The 15601-nt window shown below is 70.0% G+C and carries 20 protein-coding genes; 10 read left to right on the top strand and 10 right to left on the bottom strand.

What is annotated here, in order from left to right; translation table 11 throughout:
- Positions 1-218 precede the first annotated feature (218 nt).
- Together ACE3TA_RS17025 and ACE3TA_RS17020 are read right to left on the bottom strand one after the other, a co-directional pair.
- Entirely contained in the window at positions 219-911 is a 693-nt protein-coding gene (locus tag ACE3TA_RS17025) for a TorF family putative porin (protein WP_374575503.1), read from the bottom strand.
- A gap of 191 nt (positions 912-1102) precedes the next feature.
- Positions 1103-1906 carry an SDR family NAD(P)-dependent oxidoreductase gene (locus ACE3TA_RS17020; protein WP_374575502.1) on the bottom strand — a complete coding sequence of 268 codons (804 nt, stop codon included), beginning with the start codon at positions 1904-1906 and terminating at the stop codon, positions 1103-1105.
- Between the two features lie 98 nt (positions 1907-2004).
- Here ACE3TA_RS17020 and queF point away from each other — a divergent pair, with 98 nt between their 5' ends.
- On the top strand, positions 2005-2460 hold the full coding sequence (gene queF, locus ACE3TA_RS17015; RefSeq protein WP_374575501.1) for a preQ(1) synthase: 456 nt from the start codon (positions 2005-2007) through the stop codon (positions 2458-2460).
- A gap of 364 nt (positions 2461-2824) precedes the next feature.
- Here queF and ACE3TA_RS17010 read toward each other — a convergent pair whose 3' ends face one another.
- Entirely contained in the window at positions 2825-3436 is a 612-nt protein-coding gene (locus ACE3TA_RS17010; RefSeq protein WP_374575500.1) for a nitroreductase, read from the bottom strand.
- A 79-nt stretch (positions 3437-3515) separates the two neighbouring features.
- On the opposite strand from ACE3TA_RS17010, the gene ACE3TA_RS17005 reads away from it, so the two are divergent.
- A complete protein-coding gene (locus ACE3TA_RS17005) occupies positions 3516-4124 on the top strand; it encodes an NUDIX domain-containing protein (RefSeq protein WP_374575499.1) in 609 nt (202 codons plus the stop codon).
- 27 nt (positions 4125-4151) lie between these two features.
- Positions 4152-4982, top strand: coding sequence for a serine O-acetyltransferase (cysE, locus tag ACE3TA_RS17000; protein ID WP_374575498.1), 831 nt, complete (start codon positions 4152-4154; stop codon positions 4980-4982).
- 10 nt (positions 4983-4992) lie between these two features.
- Here cysE and ACE3TA_RS16995 read toward each other — a convergent pair whose 3' ends face one another.
- From ACE3TA_RS16995 to ACE3TA_RS16975, 5 genes are read right to left on the bottom strand one after another with little or no spacing between them, the layout of a single operon-like run.
- Positions 4993-6405 (bottom strand): efflux transporter outer membrane subunit, encoded by a 1413-nt coding sequence (locus tag ACE3TA_RS16995; RefSeq protein WP_374575497.1) that lies wholly within the window; start codon positions 6403-6405, stop codon positions 4993-4995.
- Positions 6402-7301, bottom strand: a complete 900-nt coding sequence (locus tag ACE3TA_RS16990; protein WP_374575496.1) for an efflux RND transporter periplasmic adaptor subunit — start codon at positions 7299-7301, stop codon at positions 6402-6404. The genes ACE3TA_RS16995 and ACE3TA_RS16990 overlap by 4 nt, the downstream gene beginning before the upstream one ends.
- Positions 7294-7518: a DUF1656 domain-containing protein gene (locus ACE3TA_RS16985; RefSeq protein ID WP_374575495.1), complete on the bottom strand. Its 225-nt coding sequence runs from the start codon at positions 7516-7518 to the stop codon at positions 7294-7296. The genes ACE3TA_RS16990 and ACE3TA_RS16985 overlap by 8 nt, the downstream gene beginning before the upstream one ends.
- Positions 7515-9512 (bottom strand): FUSC family protein, encoded by a 1998-nt coding sequence (locus ACE3TA_RS16980; protein ID WP_374575494.1) that lies wholly within the window; start codon positions 9510-9512, stop codon positions 7515-7517. The genes ACE3TA_RS16985 and ACE3TA_RS16980 overlap by 4 nt, the downstream gene beginning before the upstream one ends.
- Before the next feature lie 23 nt (positions 9513-9535).
- Entirely contained in the window at positions 9536-9994 is a 459-nt protein-coding gene (locus tag ACE3TA_RS16975; RefSeq protein ID WP_374575493.1) for a MarR family winged helix-turn-helix transcriptional regulator, read from the bottom strand.
- Between the two features lie 162 nt (positions 9995-10156).
- Here ACE3TA_RS16975 and ACE3TA_RS16970 point away from each other — a divergent pair, with 162 nt between their 5' ends.
- The 6 genes from ACE3TA_RS16970 to ACE3TA_RS16945 all read left to right on the top strand — a co-directional run bounded on the left by ACE3TA_RS16970 (position 10157) and on the right by ACE3TA_RS16945 (position 13529).
- The gene (locus ACE3TA_RS16970; protein WP_374575492.1) at positions 10157-10363 is read left to right on the top strand and encodes a DUF3126 family protein; all 207 of its coding nucleotides are present in this window, start codon (positions 10157-10159) and stop codon (positions 10361-10363) included.
- Between the two features lie 91 nt (positions 10364-10454).
- Positions 10455-10898 carry a helix-turn-helix domain-containing protein gene (locus ACE3TA_RS16965; protein WP_374575944.1) on the top strand — a complete coding sequence of 148 codons (444 nt, stop codon included), beginning with the start codon at positions 10455-10457 and terminating at the stop codon, positions 10896-10898.
- On the top strand, positions 10882-11649 hold the full coding sequence (locus tag ACE3TA_RS16960; RefSeq protein WP_374575491.1) for a LuxR family transcriptional regulator: 768 nt from the start codon (positions 10882-10884) through the stop codon (positions 11647-11649). Before ACE3TA_RS16965 ends, ACE3TA_RS16960 begins: the two co-directional genes overlap by 17 nt.
- Before the next feature lie 66 nt (positions 11650-11715).
- Positions 11716-12336 carry an acyl-homoserine-lactone synthase gene (locus tag ACE3TA_RS16955; RefSeq protein WP_374575490.1) on the top strand — a complete coding sequence of 207 codons (621 nt, stop codon included), beginning with the start codon at positions 11716-11718 and terminating at the stop codon, positions 12334-12336.
- Entirely contained in the window at positions 12336-13211 is an 876-nt protein-coding gene (locus tag ACE3TA_RS16950; RefSeq protein ID WP_374575489.1) for a phytanoyl-CoA dioxygenase family protein, read from the top strand. The genes ACE3TA_RS16955 and ACE3TA_RS16950 overlap by 1 nt, the downstream gene beginning before the upstream one ends.
- A 3-nt stretch (positions 13212-13214) precedes the next feature.
- A complete protein-coding gene (locus ACE3TA_RS16945) occupies positions 13215-13529 on the top strand; it encodes a hypothetical protein (protein ID WP_374575488.1) in 315 nt (104 codons plus the stop codon).
- Positions 13530-13568: 39 nt separating this feature from the next.
- On the opposite strand, the gene ACE3TA_RS16940 is transcribed toward ACE3TA_RS16945, so the two are convergent.
- Positions 13569-14348, bottom strand: a complete 780-nt coding sequence (locus ACE3TA_RS16940; protein WP_374575487.1) for a PhoH family protein — start codon at positions 14346-14348, stop codon at positions 13569-13571.
- A 302-nt stretch (positions 14349-14650) separates the two neighbouring features.
- Between ACE3TA_RS16940 and ACE3TA_RS16935 the strand changes: the two genes are divergently transcribed.
- Entirely contained in the window at positions 14651-15178 is a 528-nt protein-coding gene (locus tag ACE3TA_RS16935) for a gamma carbonic anhydrase family protein (RefSeq protein WP_374575486.1), read from the top strand.
- Between the two features lie 2 nt (positions 15179-15180).
- Here ACE3TA_RS16935 and ACE3TA_RS16930 read toward each other — a convergent pair whose 3' ends face one another.
- Positions 15181-15531, bottom strand: a complete 351-nt coding sequence (locus ACE3TA_RS16930; protein ID WP_374575485.1) for a hypothetical protein — start codon at positions 15529-15531, stop codon at positions 15181-15183.
- Positions 15532-15601: the final 70 nt, after the last annotated feature.

Raw genomic sequence — 15601 nt, 5'->3', positions numbered from 1 at the left:
CCGCGCTCCGCTGTTCCGTCGAGTCGCCAACATAGACGTGCGAATGCGACCGTCCAACTAAACTCGGAAACCCGACGATTGGCTCCGCATCTATCCCAATAAAAGCGACATTTTTGCGCCCGGATTGTATCTGGAGACCTCCGATGACCTGATCGGGGGCGCAAATGAAAAGAGCCGCCGCCCGAAGGCGGCGGCTCCGATAGTCGAGCTCGAAAGCCTTAGAACGAGGCCTTCACGCCCACGACGACGCGGGCCTTGCCGATGTTGCCGAGACCGCCGTGATCGTCGGTGTCGTGATAGCGCAGGTCGAAGCCGATGTGGTCGTTCAGGTCGTAGCCCACGCCGATGTTCCAGGTGTTGTAGTCGCCCGGACCCTTGATGTCCTGGTGGCCGAGGGCGGCGCTCAGGCTGAACTTGTCGGCCAGCGGAACCGAGCCGTTGATTTCATAGTACAGGGCTTCGCCGGTGCCGCCGAAGAAGTCCGGCGAATAGTACACCGCGGCGCCCACCGAGGCCGGGCCGGCGGGCACGGAGCCGGCGGCCTTGAATTCCCAGTAGCCGTAGTCCGAGTGGCTCGGCGCGTTGACGTAGCCGTAGTAGATCGCGCCGAAATCGAGCGACACCGGGCCGGCCGTCGGCGTGACGCCGAAGTAACCGTCGATTTCAGCGTCGGTGGAATCGCCGAAGTCCACGTTCGAAGCCCAGACGCCGGCGTAGAAGATGCCGGACGTCAGGTCCGCGCCGCCGTAGATTTCCGGATTTTCGTCCGTTTGGCTCACGCCGCGGAACACATAGTCCGAATTGACGCCGACGTTGAAGGACACGCTCGGACCTTCGTCTTGGGCCAGTGCAACGCCTCCCATGGCGAAAGTCGCCGCCGCAGCCAGGAGCCCAATCTTAATTGATTTCATCGTTTATCCCCTTGTTGTCCGACCAGGGCGAGCCCAGCCGTCGATCGACAACGCCACGGTGTGGACGGCTAGATCAACGCGGGCAGGTCAGGTCGTGCAGCCTAGGTAAGCGCTGATTGGTTATTGGGCGTTAACAAACGGTCCTGGTGAAGATTTGTGCGAATTGCTGTGGCTTTTGCGCCACAGCTGTGTCACCGAGCCTTCAGGGGCGCCATGTTTAGGTGGCTGCCGGCGTCCACGAGCAGGGTTTCGCCGGTGATATGCCGCGAAGCGAGGCAGCCCAGGAACACCGCGGCCCCGGCCACGTCCTCGGCCGTGGAGGCGACCTGCAGCGGCGTGCTCGCGGCAGTGGCCTTGCGCATCTGGTCGACCCGCTCGGCCGGCAAGCCCTTGCCGAACCAGGGCGTGTCGATGAAGCCCGGACAGATGGCGTTCACCCGGATCTTCGGCGCCAGGGCGCGCGCCAGCGACAGGGTCATGGTGGTCAGCGCGCCCTTCGAGGCGGCGTAGGGCACCGACGAGCCGATTCCGGTGACCCCTGCGATCGAGGAGGTGTTCACCACCGCGCCGGGCTGGGGCGCGGCTTCCAGCAGCGCGCGGGCGGCGCGCAGCATCTGAAAGGCGCCGATCACGTTGACGCTGTAGAGCTTCTGGAAGTCCTCGGCGGACACGGCGTCCAGGTCCGCGTGCCGCGGCGCGAAGACGGTCGTCCCGGCGTTGTTGAACAGGGCGTCGATGCGCCCGAACGGCGCGGCGGCCTGGGCGATCGCCTGGCAGTCGGCGTCCACCGACACGTCGCCCTGCGCCAGCACCGCCTGGGCGCCCTGCGCCTCCACCAGCCGCGCGGTCTCCTGGGCTTCCTCGGCGCTGTGCGCGTAGTTGACCACCACCGCCTTGGCGCCGCGGCCGGCGGCCTCGACGGCGATCGCGCGGCCCAGCCCCGTCGAGGCGCCGGTCACCACCACGATGAAATCCTGCATGTCCTTGCCGGTCATGTCCCTTGATCCTCCCTTTGGGTTCGTTCGGCGTGATAGCCGCATGGCCGGCCGCTGTCTCGGTTGCGGGCGTCATCGGCGCCGTCTAAAGCGCGCGCATGGAAGAAACCCGCCTCACCCAGCTCGGCCGGGACGTCCGCGGCTTCGCCAGCCCAGAAGAGGCTGTGCTGGAGCGCGTGCCCAACCCGCAGGCCGACACGCTGTACCTGGCGCGCTTCACCGCGCCGGAGTTCACCTCGCTGTGCCCGGTCACGGGCCAGCCGGACTTCGCCCACCTGGTGATCGACTACGCGCCGGCCGCCTGGCTGATCGAATCGAAGTCGCTCAAGCTCTACCTCGGCTCGTTCCGCAACCATGGCGCGTTCCACGAGGACTGCACCGTGGCCATCGGCCGGCGAATCGTCGAGGTCGCCGCCCCCCGCTGGCTCCGCATCGGCGGCTATTGGTACCCCCGAGGCGGGATTCCCATCGACGTGTTCTGGCAAACCGGGCCGGCGCCGGAGGGACTTTGGGTTCCGGACCAGGGCGTGCCGCCCTACCGGGGCCGAGGCTGATCGCGTCCTGAGGGATTGAGCGCGGGCGAGATGCCCCTGCAGGTTGTGCGCCTCGCCGCTGGAGCGCACATTTCGGTGAGCCGCCGAATACTTGTCGGCTTTGTGACGAACCGTCGCTAAGCAGTATATCCGTCAATAAGCGCGGCAATGGCGGCGTGAAAGCTGTAGAGGCCGTCGCCGTCTCCGTCGATCCGACGCCGCGCCGATGCGGGCGCTGCTGTTCGCGCGCTAGCGAAACGGCCAGAAATGGCCTATATCCTTAGCCGCCCAACTCTCCTCGGGCGTGTCACCTCAGGCCGGGCGGCGCGGGAAGCGCCGTCCGGCCGTCGTGTTTCTAAAGCAAAGTAATCAGTCTACGTGGAGGTCACGGCCGCCAGGCGGTGGTGAGCGCCTCGACGTCGGGACGTTCACGCTCCAGCGGCGGCTCCTTCGACGTGCCCAGGAAGATGAAGCCGGCGACGTTTTCCCCCGGCTCCAGGCCGAGAACGGCCTTGGCCTCGGGATCGTAGGCGTACCAGTCGGTGATCCAGTTGGCGCCGTAGCCCAGGGCCTGGGCGGCGTAGAGCAGGTTGGTGCACACCGCGCCAGCCGACAGCAGTTGCTCCCACTCGGGAATCTCGGCCTGGCGCGGGCGCGAGACCACGGCCACGCCCAGCGGCGGAGCCTTCAGCTTGCCCAGCTTGGCGACGGCCTTGTCGTCGCCGCGCGAACGAGCCAGCGCCTCCAGGCGCTCGGCGAACACGGCCTTGGTGGCCGGCTCCAGCACGATGAAGCGCCAGGGCGTCAGCTTGCCGTGGTCCGGCGCGCGCGCGGCCAGGCGCAGGATCGCGGCCAGCTCGTCGGCGCTGGGCGGGGGCTCGGCGAGGGCCAGCGCCGAGGTCGACCGGCGCAAGGCCAGGAACTCGAGCACCTCGGGGCGGGCTTTCTGGGGCAGGGCGGCGCCGAAGGCCGGCGGCGGCGGAAGGGTGAGCGTCAAGGAAGGGCCCATCTGCAAGAGCGGTTAAGGTGTTTCCTTTATGGGGGCGCGCGAGCGATCCGCAAGGCTAGTTGAGAATATGTCGCAAAAACCCGCCTGGCTGACCACCGATGGCGCGCCTTGGGGCAGGGGGCGAGCCCGGCTGGTCTACGACAATCCGTGGATACGAGTCACCGAGCATGACGCCGTCGCGCCCACCGGGGCCGCGGCGGTCTACGGGCTGGTGGAGTTCAAGAACCTGGCCCTGGCGATCCTGCCGGTGTTCGACGACGGCACGATCATGCTGGTGGGCCAGGCCCGCTTTCCGGCGCAGGACTATAGCTGGGAGCTGCCCGAGGGCGGCGGTCCGCTGGGGGTGGATCCCCTGGAGAGCGCCAGGCGCGAGCTGCGCGAGGAGACCGGCCTGGAGGCGGCGCAGTGGCTGCCGATCCTGGAGGCCCAGCTCTCCAACTCGGTGACCGACGAACGCGCCATCGGCTATCTGGCCACCGGCCTGACCGAGGTGGAGGCCGACCCGGACGAGACCGAGCTGCTGGCCCTGGCCCGCGTGCCGTTCCGCGAGGCGCTCGACGCGGCGATGGCCGGTCACATGAAAGACATGCTGACAGTGGCGATGCTGCTTCGGGGCTACCATATGGCTCGGGAAGGGTCGTTGCCGGGCGCGCTCGCGCGCGCCATGCTAAGCTAGGAGATCGCCATGGGGCGGGAGGAACCTGTGAGCCAGCGCCTTGAGGTCATCGATCCACATGCGCCGCCGCCGGTGTGGGCGGCGCTGCGCAACGAAGCCGAGCGGGCGGCCAAGGGCGAGCCGAGCCTGGCGTCCCTGCTGAACGCCGTGGTGCTGAGCCACCAGACGCTGGGCGACGCGCTGTCCTATCAGCTCGCGCGCAAACTGGGCGACCAGGAACTGCGGGCCATGAGCCTGCGCGAGATCGCCGAGGAAGCCTACGAGGACCAGCCGCGCCTGGTGGAGATCGCCGAGGCCGACCTCAGGGCCGTGTTCGAGCGCGACCCCGCCTGCAAGGGCTACGTCCAGCCGTTCCTGTTCTTCAAGGGCTTCCTGTCGCTGCAGACCCAGCGCGTGGCCCACTGGCTCTGGGGCCAGGGGCGCGAGACCATGGCCTTCTATCTGCAGAGCCGCGCCTCGGAGATGTTCCAGGTGGACATCCACCCGGCCACCAAGATCGGCTCCGGCGTGTTCGTCGACCACGGCACCGGCATCGTCGTCGGCGAGACCGCGGTGATCGGCGACGACGTCTCCCTGCTGCAGGGCGTCACCCTGGGCGGCACCGGCGCCGAGCGTGGCGACCGCCACCCCAAGGTCGGCAACGGCGTGCTGCTGGGGGCCGGCGCCAAGATCCTGGGCAACATCACCATCGGCGACCACGCCAAGGTCGCCTCCGGCTCGGTGGTGCTGAAGCCGGTTCCCGCCGGCTGCACGGCCGCCGGCGTGCCGGCGCGCATCGTCAACTGCCCCACCTGCGAAGAACCCGCTCGGACCATGGACCAGACCCTGTCCGACGGCGTCGAGGACTACGCGATCTAGGCTTTCGGCCCTACCAGCCGCCGCCCAGCGCGAGGAACACCGCGACCTGGTCGGCCGCCACCTTCCCGTCGGCCGCGGCCAGGCGCGCCTGGGCGTCGGTCACGACGCGCTGGCTGTCCAGGCTGTCCAGGTAGGGGCTCTTTCCCGCCGCATGCAGGCGCTGGGCGAGGTCGTCGGCGATCTGAGCCTGCTGCACGGCGCGCCGCAGGTCGTCTCTCTGGTCGAGTTCTCGCGCGTAGTCCGACAGGCTCGTCTCGGATTCCCTCAGGGCGTTGAGCACGGTGGAATCGAAGCGGGCGAGCGCTGCGTCCGAGCCGGCCTCGGCTTGGCGCACGCGCGCGTGCTCCCCCGCGCCGGGAAGGGTCCAGGAGATCAGCGGGCCCACGCTCCAGCGGTTGGCCGCCGGCTGCCCAAGGTCGGCCAACAGGCCGGTGGAGCCCGCGCTCAATCCCAGCCGCACGGTGGGATAGAGCGAGGCCTTGGCTACGCCGACCCGCGCGACGGCGCCGGCGAGGGCGCGTTCGGCCTGGCGCACGTCCGGCCGGCGGCGAAGCAGGGCGGCGCCGTCGCCGATCGGGATGGGTTCGCGCAGGCTCGGAGGTCGGGCGCAGCTTTCCACCGCCTTGGGAAAATCGGCCGGCGGCTTGCCGGTGAGCATGGCCAGTTCGTACAGGGCCGCGGCCTTGCGCGCCTCGAGCTGCGGGGCGGCGGCGTGCGCCAGCGCCGTGGCGGCGCGCGCCTTGGCCACCTCGGCGGGCGTCCCGCGTCCCCCCGCCGCCAGCCGTTCGGCTGCCGATTGCCGGCGTTCGGCGAGATCGACGGATCGTTGGGCGACGGCCAGCGCCTCGTTGGCCGAGCAGGCGTCCACATAGGCCCGAGCCACGCCGGCGGCGACGGTCACGCGCGCCAGGTCCGCTCCGGCCTGGCTGGCCTCGGCGTCGGCGTGGGCCGCCTCGGCGGCGCGCCTGATGCGGCCCACCACGTCGACCTCGTAGGAGACGCCGACGCCGGCGTCGGCCAGGTTCTCCACCGGGATCGGCGAGTCGAGCAGGAACGCTTCACCGGACATGCGCGCCCGTTCGGCGGCGGCCGAAAGCGTCACGTCGACGCCGCCGGCGCGGTCGGCCTCCTCGGCGCGGGCCTGGGCGCGCTCCAAGTTGGCGGCGGCGACCCTCAGGTCCGCGTTGGCCGCCAGCGCCTCCTCGACCAGCCCGTTCAGCGTCTCGTCGTCGTAGAGCCGCCACCAGCGGTCCGGAAGCGGCTCCTGGGCCACGCCCCTGTCCCTGCTCGCCAGGAAGGGCGCCCGGGCGGCGGGCGCGTTGACCGCGGCCGACTTCGGCACGGCGTAGTCGTCGCCCGCGCTCGCGCAGGCGGCGAGGGCCGGGATGATCGCGGCCAGGGCGAGGGCGCGCAGCGGTCTCACGAGCGTCGGCCCTCGGCGGGCCGTGCGGTCACGACCGAGACGGTCGCCGTGCGCCCGGCGATCAGCCGCAGGTCCTTGGGCCGTTCGTCCAGGGCGATGCGCACCGGCACGCGCTGGGCCAGGCGCACCCAGTTGAATGTCGGGTTGACGTTGGGCAGGAGGCTGCCGCTTGTCGAACGCTCCCGGTCCTCGATGCCCGCGGCGATCGACTGGATATGGCCCCGCAATGCGTCGGGCTCGCCCATCACCTGCACGCGCACCGGATCGCCCACGCGCAGCGCCTTGAGCTTGGTCTCCTCGAAGTAGCCGTCCACCCGGAAGGAGCGGGCGTCGATCAGCGCCAGCACCGGCTTGCCGGCGCTGACGTAGTCGCCGGCCCGCAGGGTGATTTCCGAAAGGTAGCCGTCCGAGGGCGCGCGGATCTCCGTGCGCTTCAGGTCCAGAGCGGCCAGGTCGCGGCGGGCCTGCGCCTGGGCGAGGCGGGCCTCGGCGGCTTCGGCGTTCGACTGCTCGGTTTCGAGGGCCTCTCGAGCGACCAGGTCGCCGAGGGCGCGGTCGCGGGCGAGGGTGCGGCGGGCCTGGGCCAGGACGGCCCGCTCGGCGGCCACCGCCGCGTCGGCCTGCCGCAGCGCCAGGGCGTAGCGGTCCCTGTCGACATAGAACAGCGTCTGGCCGGCCTTCACGGCCTGGTCCTCGCTCACCTCGACACGGGTGACGAGCCCGGAGACGTCGGGCGCGATCTGGATGATGTCGGCGCGCACGCGCCCGTCCCGCGTCCACGGATCGACCTTGTAGTGCTTCCAAAGGCTGAGGCCGGCGACGACAGCGATGGCCACGACGACGGCCGTGACGGTGAAGCGGCCCGCCAGGGCCAGGCGCGAACGAAGGTCAGACATTGGAGCCAAGCAATTCAGGGGGAAGGGGCGCGTGGGCGATCAGCGCCCAGGCGATGACGAACACCGCTGCGTCGAACAGCGCCGGGTGCCAGACGAAGCGGTAGAGCCGCAGCCAGGTCATCGCCCGCTGCACGGCGAACGCGCCGGCCAGGGCGATGACCGCCGCCACGAGCGCGGAGGAGACGTAGACCCCCGCGATGTTGATCTCTCCGATCATCGGGTCGTCTCCGAGACAAAGGCCGGCGCGTCCGGGAAGAGGTTGCGGCGCAGGCCGACCAGCCCGCTGGCGCCGACCGCCAAGGCCGAGGAGCCGGCGGCGCGCACGCCGTTCAGCGCCGCGTCCAGGTGGGCGAGAACGGCGGCCGGCGCCTGCCGGGCCGCGCCTTGCTGGGCCAGGCCGTCGAAATGGTCGGCCACGCCGCTCAGCAGCGACTCGACCGACGCGCGGATCGCGCCGGAGGTCTGCGGGCGCAGGCTCTGCACGGCGACCAGGTTCATGCCCACGCGCAGGTCGCGCAGCGTGTCGACGGCGGTCAGGTCGTTGTCGCGTTCCACGCCGGCCAGGCGCTGGGCCAACTGCCCCACCCGGTCGACCATGAGGGCGGCGAACTCCACGGGCGTGGGCGCCGCCCGCGCCCGCGCGATACGCGCCAGGCCGCGCCAGGTCCGGGTCATCAGCCGCCGGGCGGCCACGTCCGCGCCGACGGCGCGAATGGCGCCGATGACGAACACGGCGGAGAACATCCCGACGAACTGGCCGAGGTTGACGTTGACCACCGTCGCGAAGTCGGGGTTGTAGGTCTCCTGCAGGGCCATGCCGTTGCACATTCCCAGGAGCATGGCCGTGGCCGCGGCGCCGAAGCGCGGATGGGCCATCAACGCGCCCAGGATCAGCAGCGCCGGCGCCAGAGCGGCGACCAGCATCGGAAAGCCGTTCGCCGCCGGCAGCACGGCGACGGCGTAGACGACGATCAGCGGCACCGAAAGGACGGTGCCGATTCCGAAGCTGCCGATGCTGGCGGTCGGGTCGTCCTGGGCGGCGAACAGGCAGCAGATCACCGCGGCGAGCACGGCGGCGGAGGCGCCGGCCGGCCATCCCGTGGCGATCCAGAAGGTGCAGGCGAGCAGGATCGAGATGGCGGCCGCCAAGCCCGACAGCATCGCCATCGGCAGGTCGGTGTGGAGCCGCGGCCGCGGCCGGTTGCTGGCCGCCGCCTCCAGGGGCGGCGAGAGCGGCGCGTCCGGATCGTTCAGACGCTGCATCAGGGCGTGGCTCTCGCCCAGCACCACGATGGCGTCGCCCAGGCGCACCAGGAGGCTTTCCGCCAGCATTTCGTCCCACGTCGTCGCGTCGCGCGCGGCGATCAGCGCGTTCAGGCGGTCGAGCAGGTCCAGGCCGTCCTGCCGCGGTGATCCGGCGGCGATCCAGGCGGTGGTTTCGTCGATCAGGCGGCGCGCCTCGTGGTCGGAGGTTTGCGCCAGGGCCTTCATGCGATCGGCGAGCCCCGAAAGCAGCGGGATCAGCAGCAGCATCCGCTCGTGCAACGCCCGAACCACGCCGGTCGTCTCGCGCAGGCGCGAGGTGTCGAAGGACAGGTGGGTGGAGAGGATGCCGATTTCGCTCGCCGCGGCGGCCAGGTGGCGGCGGTCGCGCTCGAAATCGCCGCGTTCGCCAGGGGCCAGGACGTCCAGGGCCCAGCGGTCCGCCTCCGCCAGCCAGGAGGCCAGGCGCGCGCGAATGGCCGGGCCGATCGGCTCCGGGAAGACGAGACTGTGGACTGCGGTGGCGCAGATGATGCCGAGCCCGATCTCGACGACCCGCGCCACGGCCACGTCGAAGATCGCCTGCGGTTGGTCGACGCTCGGAAAGCCGATGATGGCGGCCGTGTAGCCGGCCAGCATCAGCACATAGCTGCGGGGAGTGCGATCCAGCAGGGACAGGGCGAGACAGCCGCCGACCCAAAGGGCGAGCGCCAGGCACAGGAGCGGCGGCGCCTGGGCGAGGGCAGGCGTCAGAATCACCGCCGCGGCCGCGCCGAGGCTCGTGCCCACCAGCCGGAACAGCGCCTTGGAACGCACGGCTCCCGCCAGGGGCTGGCTGACGATGTAGGCGGTGGTCATCGCCCAGTATGGCTTGGGCAGGCCCATGGCGAGCGCGACGTAGAGCGCGGCCATCGAGGCCGCGAAGGCCTTCGCCGAGAAGATCGCCATGGCTCGGTCGAACCTGGGCATGCTCAGCCGCGGCCACGCGCTTCCAGGGCCGTCTCGAAGGCGGTCAGCACGCGCAGCGCTGCCGCGAGGTCCTGCGGCTCGACGCCGGCCAGAAGCTCCGTGCGCACGTCCTGCACGGCGTCTTCGACGACGTCCGCCAGCTCCTGGCCGATCGCAGTCAGGTGCAGGGTCTTGGCGCGCCTGTCGGTCGGATCGTCGCGCCGCTCGACCAAGCCGGCCGCGCAGATCTGGTCGAGGATGCGCACCAGGGAAGGCCCTTCCACACCAAGTTCTTCGGCCAGCACGCCCTGGCGCATGCCGCCGCCGGCGCGGGCGATGTGCAGCACGGGCAGGGCGCGCGCATCCGACAGGCCGTGCTCGGCGAGGGCGTGGTTCACTTCGCGCCGGTAGATGCGGCTCAGGCGAAGCAGCAGGCCGGTGAAGGCGCGTTCGAGGTCGGGGCTGCGGGCGGCGGAGGTCATCTTGATAGGTAGCTTGCTATCGTTTTTAGATAGCTTCCTATCGAAATATCCGCAAGGGCCGTCTGCGCGAATGTGCGATCGGCGCCGTTTGGACGTAGCTGCACGCTTCCACTGCCGGCCAATGCCCTCTAGGTTCGCGCCGTTGAATCAGGGAGCTCGGCCGTGGACGAAAAGATGATACGCAAGCTCGAGGGCCACCTGCGGGGAACCTTCGCCAATGCGCGCATCACCCTTGTGCCGCGCCCCAAGCAGAAGGACTCGGCCGAGGTCTACATCGGCGAGGAATTCGTCGGCGTCGTCTTCGAGGACGAGGACGAGGACGGCTCCTTCATGTTCGAAATGGCGATCCTCGGCGAGGACCTGCCCTGACGGACGGGCCGGCCGCGCTCAATCCGGGCGCGCAGGGACTCCACGCCGGGCCGTTTCGCGTGCACAATCCACCGGAAAGGTGGACCTCGTCATGGCGACATTAAGCGGGGAGGCCGGCGCCCACCGCTTGGACGTGGCTCTCGGCGCACGCATTCGTCGATGCCGCAAGGCAAGGAACATGTCCCAGGAGCGGCTGGCTGAAGCCGTCGGCGTGACGTTCCAGCAGATCCAGAAGTACGAGCGCGGCGCCAATCGCGTCAGCTTCTCCCGGCTCGCCCTGATCGCCGACGCCCTGGAGACGCCGCTGCCCGAGCTCATCGCCGGCCTCGGCGCGGCCTCGGAGGTCGCGCAGGACGCTGCGACCAACCTGCACGTGCCGGGCGCGACCGAGCTGGTGGAAGCCTATGCCGCCATCCGCACCGACGCGGTGCGCAAATGCCTGGTCGAGCTGGTGCGCGAACTCGCCCGCGGCGGCCCTTTGCGCGACGATCAGACCCCGCCCTACGAGGATGAAAGGCATGAGCCGATTTCATGACGTCCAGACCTTCGTGCGCGAGGCCAACAGGGTCACCCGGCGCGAAGAGCTCTATGGCCTCGTGGACGGCGTCGTGCGGGAACTGGATTTCGACTACTTCTCGCTGGTGCAGCACGCCGACGTGGCGTCGACGCCGCCGCAGGACTTCGTCCACCTCGTCAGCTTTCCCAAGGCCTGGCGCGAGATGGTGATGGCCCGCGGCTATTTCGCCGACGATCCGGTGCATGTGGCCTGCCAGAAGACCGCCCGCGGCTTTCTGTGGTCGTCCGCCGGCCAGATCATCGACCTGACGCCGCGCCAGCACGAAATCCTGCGCGCCGCCGCCGCCGAGGGGCTGGGCGACGGATTCGCCGTGCCGATCCACCTGCCGGGGGAGCTCGGCGGCTCCTGCTCGTTCGGCCTGCGCCTGGGCCGTGAGGCGTCCGCCGAATCCCTGCCGATGATGCAGTATGTCGGCTGCTTCGCCTTCGAGGCGGCGCGGCGCATCATGAAGGCCGACCGCGGCCGGGCCCGGGCGGCGTCGGGCCCGCCCAGGCTGACGGACCGGCAGCTCGACTGCATGGTGCTGGCCGCGGGCGGGGGCACCGACGCCCAGATCGCCGGCCGGCTGGGGATCAGCGAAAAGACCGTCCACCAGCACGTGGAGGAGGCCAAGCGCCGCTACGGCGTGTCCACCCGCACGCTCCTGGTGGTCCGTGCGCTGTTCGACGGCCAGATCACCTTCGCGGATATTTTTCGCACCCTCCACTGATCAGCGGATGGCGCCCGGGACGGGGCGCTGTGACCCTGCCTTGGCGATCAGCCAGGGAGATCAGACATGGTGCACGCCGTCCTTCCCGAGACGCGGGATTTGTACCGCGAGGCCCTCAAGGCCATGCACCGCGATCGAAAGACCGTGTTCGTCGACCGCCTGGGCTGGGACGTGCCGGTGGTCGACGGCCAGTATGAGATCGACCAGTTCGACACCGTCGACGCGGTCTATCTGCTCGCGCTGGATCCGGTCTTGCGCGAGCACCTGGGGTCGGTGCGGCTGCTGCCGACGACCGAGCCGCACCTGCTGGGCGAGGTGTTCCCCGAGCTGTGCGAGGACGGCCCGCCGACGGGCCCCGACATCTGGGAGATCACTCGCCTGCTCAGCGCGCCGCGCCTGGAGCGGGAGCCCGCGCGCAAGGTGCTCGGGCGGCTGAAGACCGCCCTGGTGGAGTTCGCCCTGCTCTACGGCGTCCGCCAGTACGTCTGCATGGCCCACCTGCAATGGCTCTCCCAGCTCATCGCCATCGGCTGGGACACCGAGCCCCTCGGCGAGCCGCGCGAGGTCGGCGGCGAGATGGTGGGCGCCCTGGCCATCAACATCACCCCGGCCACCTTGCAGATGTTCCGCCAGCGCTCGGGCCTGAAGCGCCCGATCCTGCACTGGACCGTGCCGGAGGCCGCGTGATGGGCGAAGCTGCGCGCTCACTGGACGCATCGCCCGCCGAGGGTTGGGCGTCCGCCCTGCTGGCCGACGGCTACTGCGTCATTCCCGGTCTGGTCGACGCCGGCCACGTGGCCGCCCTGCACGACGACCTGCGCGAGCGCTTCGAGCGCACGCCGTTCTGCGTCGGCGACTTCTACGGCGAACGCACCAAGCGCTTCGGCGCGGCGCTGAAGCGTTCGCCCAGGGCGGCCGCCCTCATCGCCCATCCGCTGATCCTTCAGATCGCCGAGCGGGTGCTGGGCGCGCATTGCGACTGCATCCAGCTTAACCTGGCCCAGGCCGTGGAGATCCACCCCGGCGAGGCGATGCAGCCGCCGCACCGCGATCAGGACATGTGGGGCGGGCCCAAGGGCCAGTTCGAGTACCTGATCAACGTGATGTGGCCGTTCACGCCCTATACGGCCGACAACGGCGCGACGCGCCTATGGCCAGGCAGCCATGGCGCCGAGGCGCTCCGGCCCGGCGTCCCGGGCGCGCCGGTCGCGGCCGAGATGGAGCCGGGCTCGGTGCTGCTGTTCCTGGGTTCGGTCCTGCATTGCGGCGGCGCCAACGTGTCCTCGGCGCCGCGCACCGGCCTCATCACCGGCTATTCGCTGGGCTGGCTCAAGCCCTACGAGAACCCGTGGCTGGCCTATCCGCCGGAGGTGGCGCGCGGCTTCGCGCCGGAGGTCGCCGCCCTGGCCGGCTACCGCCAGCACCGTCCCAATCTCGGCAACTACGAAGGCCGCTGTCCGTCGGTCCTGCTGACGGACGAGCCGGCCGACTACCTGGCGGCCGTGGACGCCCTGCGTCCCGACCAGCTTCAAGCCATCGCGCGATTCAAAGGGGGCGCGTGAACCATGACTGACGACGACGGTCCAAGGCCCGCCCATCCCGCGGCCGAACAGCTCTTCGTTCCCAAGCCGGAGGTGGCCGGGCGTCTGCAGGACGCCTTGGGGCTGCTGGAGGCGATCGACCAGGGCGAGCTCTTCGCCGGCCTGCCGGACGGGCCGGGCGACCGCAGGCGCCACCAGGCGGGGCTGGCGCTGCTGTCGACGCTCGCGCGTGATCTGTCGCGGCTGCTCGCCGAGGTGCGCGCCCATGACGAACTGTGCTCGTTCAGCCAGCTCGAGGCCGAGGCCAAGGTCGTGCGCTCGCGGATCGCCAAGCTCTGACGCCGGCGGCCTTCGGGGCCGCCGGCGCAGGCGTTCGGGCTAGAGCACGCCCAGCATCTCGGCGACCAGCGGGTGGCGCACGATGTCGCGGTCGGCCAGGCGCACGACCGACACGTTGTCGACGGCCTCCAGCTTGGCGCCCACCGGCCCCAGGCCCGAGAGCTCGGGCAACAGGTCCGACTGGGCCGGGTCGCCCGTGACCACCATCGTCGAGTGCCAGCCCAGGCGGGTGAGCAGCATCTTGAGCTGCACGTAAGTGCAGTTCTGCGCCTCGTCGATCACCACGAAGGCGTTGTTCAGCGTGCGCCCGCGCATGAAGCCCACCGGCGCGATCTCGATGGCGCCCTCGGCCATCAGGGCGCGCACCCGCTTCATCGACAGCCGGTCGGACAGGGCGTCGTACAGCGGCCGCAGGTAGGGGGCGAGCTTGTCCTCCATCTCGCCGGGCAGGAAGCCGATGGATTCGCCGGCCTCCACCGCCGGGCGCGACAAGACGATGCGGCCCACGCGGCCCGCCTCCAGCGCCTCCACCGCCTTGGCGATGGCGATGTAGGTCTTGCCGGTGCCGGCCGGTCCGAGCGCCAGCACCAGGTTCTTCTGGTCGATCGCGTCCATGAGCTGCTGCTGGCCGGTGGATTTGGCCTTGATGGTCTTGAGGTAGCCTTGGTCGCGATCGTCGTTGGAATGCGCCAGCGGCGACCAGCCGCGGTCGATGGGCAGGCGGCGGACTTTAGCGTCCTCCTCGAACTGACCAGCGTCGAACGCGCCTTCGCGCAGCTGTCGCTTCAGGGCTCGCTTGCTCATGCTCAAAGCCTCCATGGGGGCATGAAAAAAGGGCGAGTCCGGTTCGGACCGCCCTTGGGGAGAATTGGGATTCGACTGACGCCGGCCTGCGCGGCCTGGCGGCTCGCTTGCGGTTCCTGTTCCTGGCGGGCATCCCCGCCGAAGCGTGACACGCGGCACTTAGGTCTCCGTTCAACCGGGAGACCGCGAACCGAAAGGCCGGCCCGCGGCGAGACGCGAGAGGGCTTTCGCCCCGTCGAATCGCCCGACTAGAATGATCCTAGCCGCCTTTATGAACGGTTAACTACGGGCCAGGTTTCAAGAAACGGGGTATACGGATGAGTGTCTACAACTTGGGCGGCGTCGCTCCTGAATTGCCCAACGAAGACGAATACTGGATCGCGCCAAGCGCTTCGGTGATCGGCCGGGTGATTCTAAAGAAGAATGCGTCGGTCTGGTTTGGCGCCACCTTGCGTGGCGACAATGATCCCATCGTCGTCGGCGAGAATTCGAATATCCAGGACGGATCTGTTCTTCACACCGATACCGGCTCGCCGCTGACCATCGGGGCGAATGTGACAGTCGGTCACATGGTGATGCTGCACGGATGCACGATCGGCGACAATTCGCTGGTGGGCATCGGCTCGATCATCCTGAACGGGGCCAGGATCGGCAAGAACTGCCTGATCGGGGCCAACTGCCTGATCACCGAGGGCAAGGAGATTCCCGACAACTCCCTGGTCATGGGCGCGCCGGGCAAGGTGGTGCGCGAGGTGAGCGACCAGCAGGTCATGGTGCTGACCGGCTCGGCGCTTCACTACGTCGAGAACTGGAAGCGCTATCGCGCCGGGCTGACGGTCGGCTGACCTCAGCGCCGGTAGCCCCGCCAGCAGAGATAGGCGCCGGCCGCGGCCAGAAGCAGCAGGGCGGCCGTCGTCGCCGGCCCCTCCGTCGCCTGGACGGCTCGCGGCCAGATCAGCCTGTAGAGGCCGGCCGCGGCCAGCACCCAGCCGGCGAGCGTGATCAGCACGGTCCAGTCGCGCCGCCAGGCGGCGTGCGCCTGCAGGATGGCGACGCCCGCGGTGAAGAGGACGGCCCCGTTGAGATAGACGACCGGCGCGGTCTGCTCGGCGAAGATGTCCATGTTGGCCGCCTCGCTCAGGGCGACGGCGACGATGACGGGCCCCAGGATGCGGGCGATGCGGCGCTGCAGGTCCATGCGAGGGCTCCCGATTTCCGCCCCAGCACGCCGCCTCGCGCCGGCGCGGTCAAGGTCGGCCGTGCGGCCG

It is taken from the genome of Phenylobacterium sp. (assembly GCF_041916435.1).
GTDB lineage: Bacteria > Pseudomonadota > Alphaproteobacteria > Caulobacterales > Caulobacteraceae > Phenylobacterium.
Note: the sequence above shows the minus strand (reverse complement) of the source record. Positions and strands in the feature narration are given on the sequence as shown.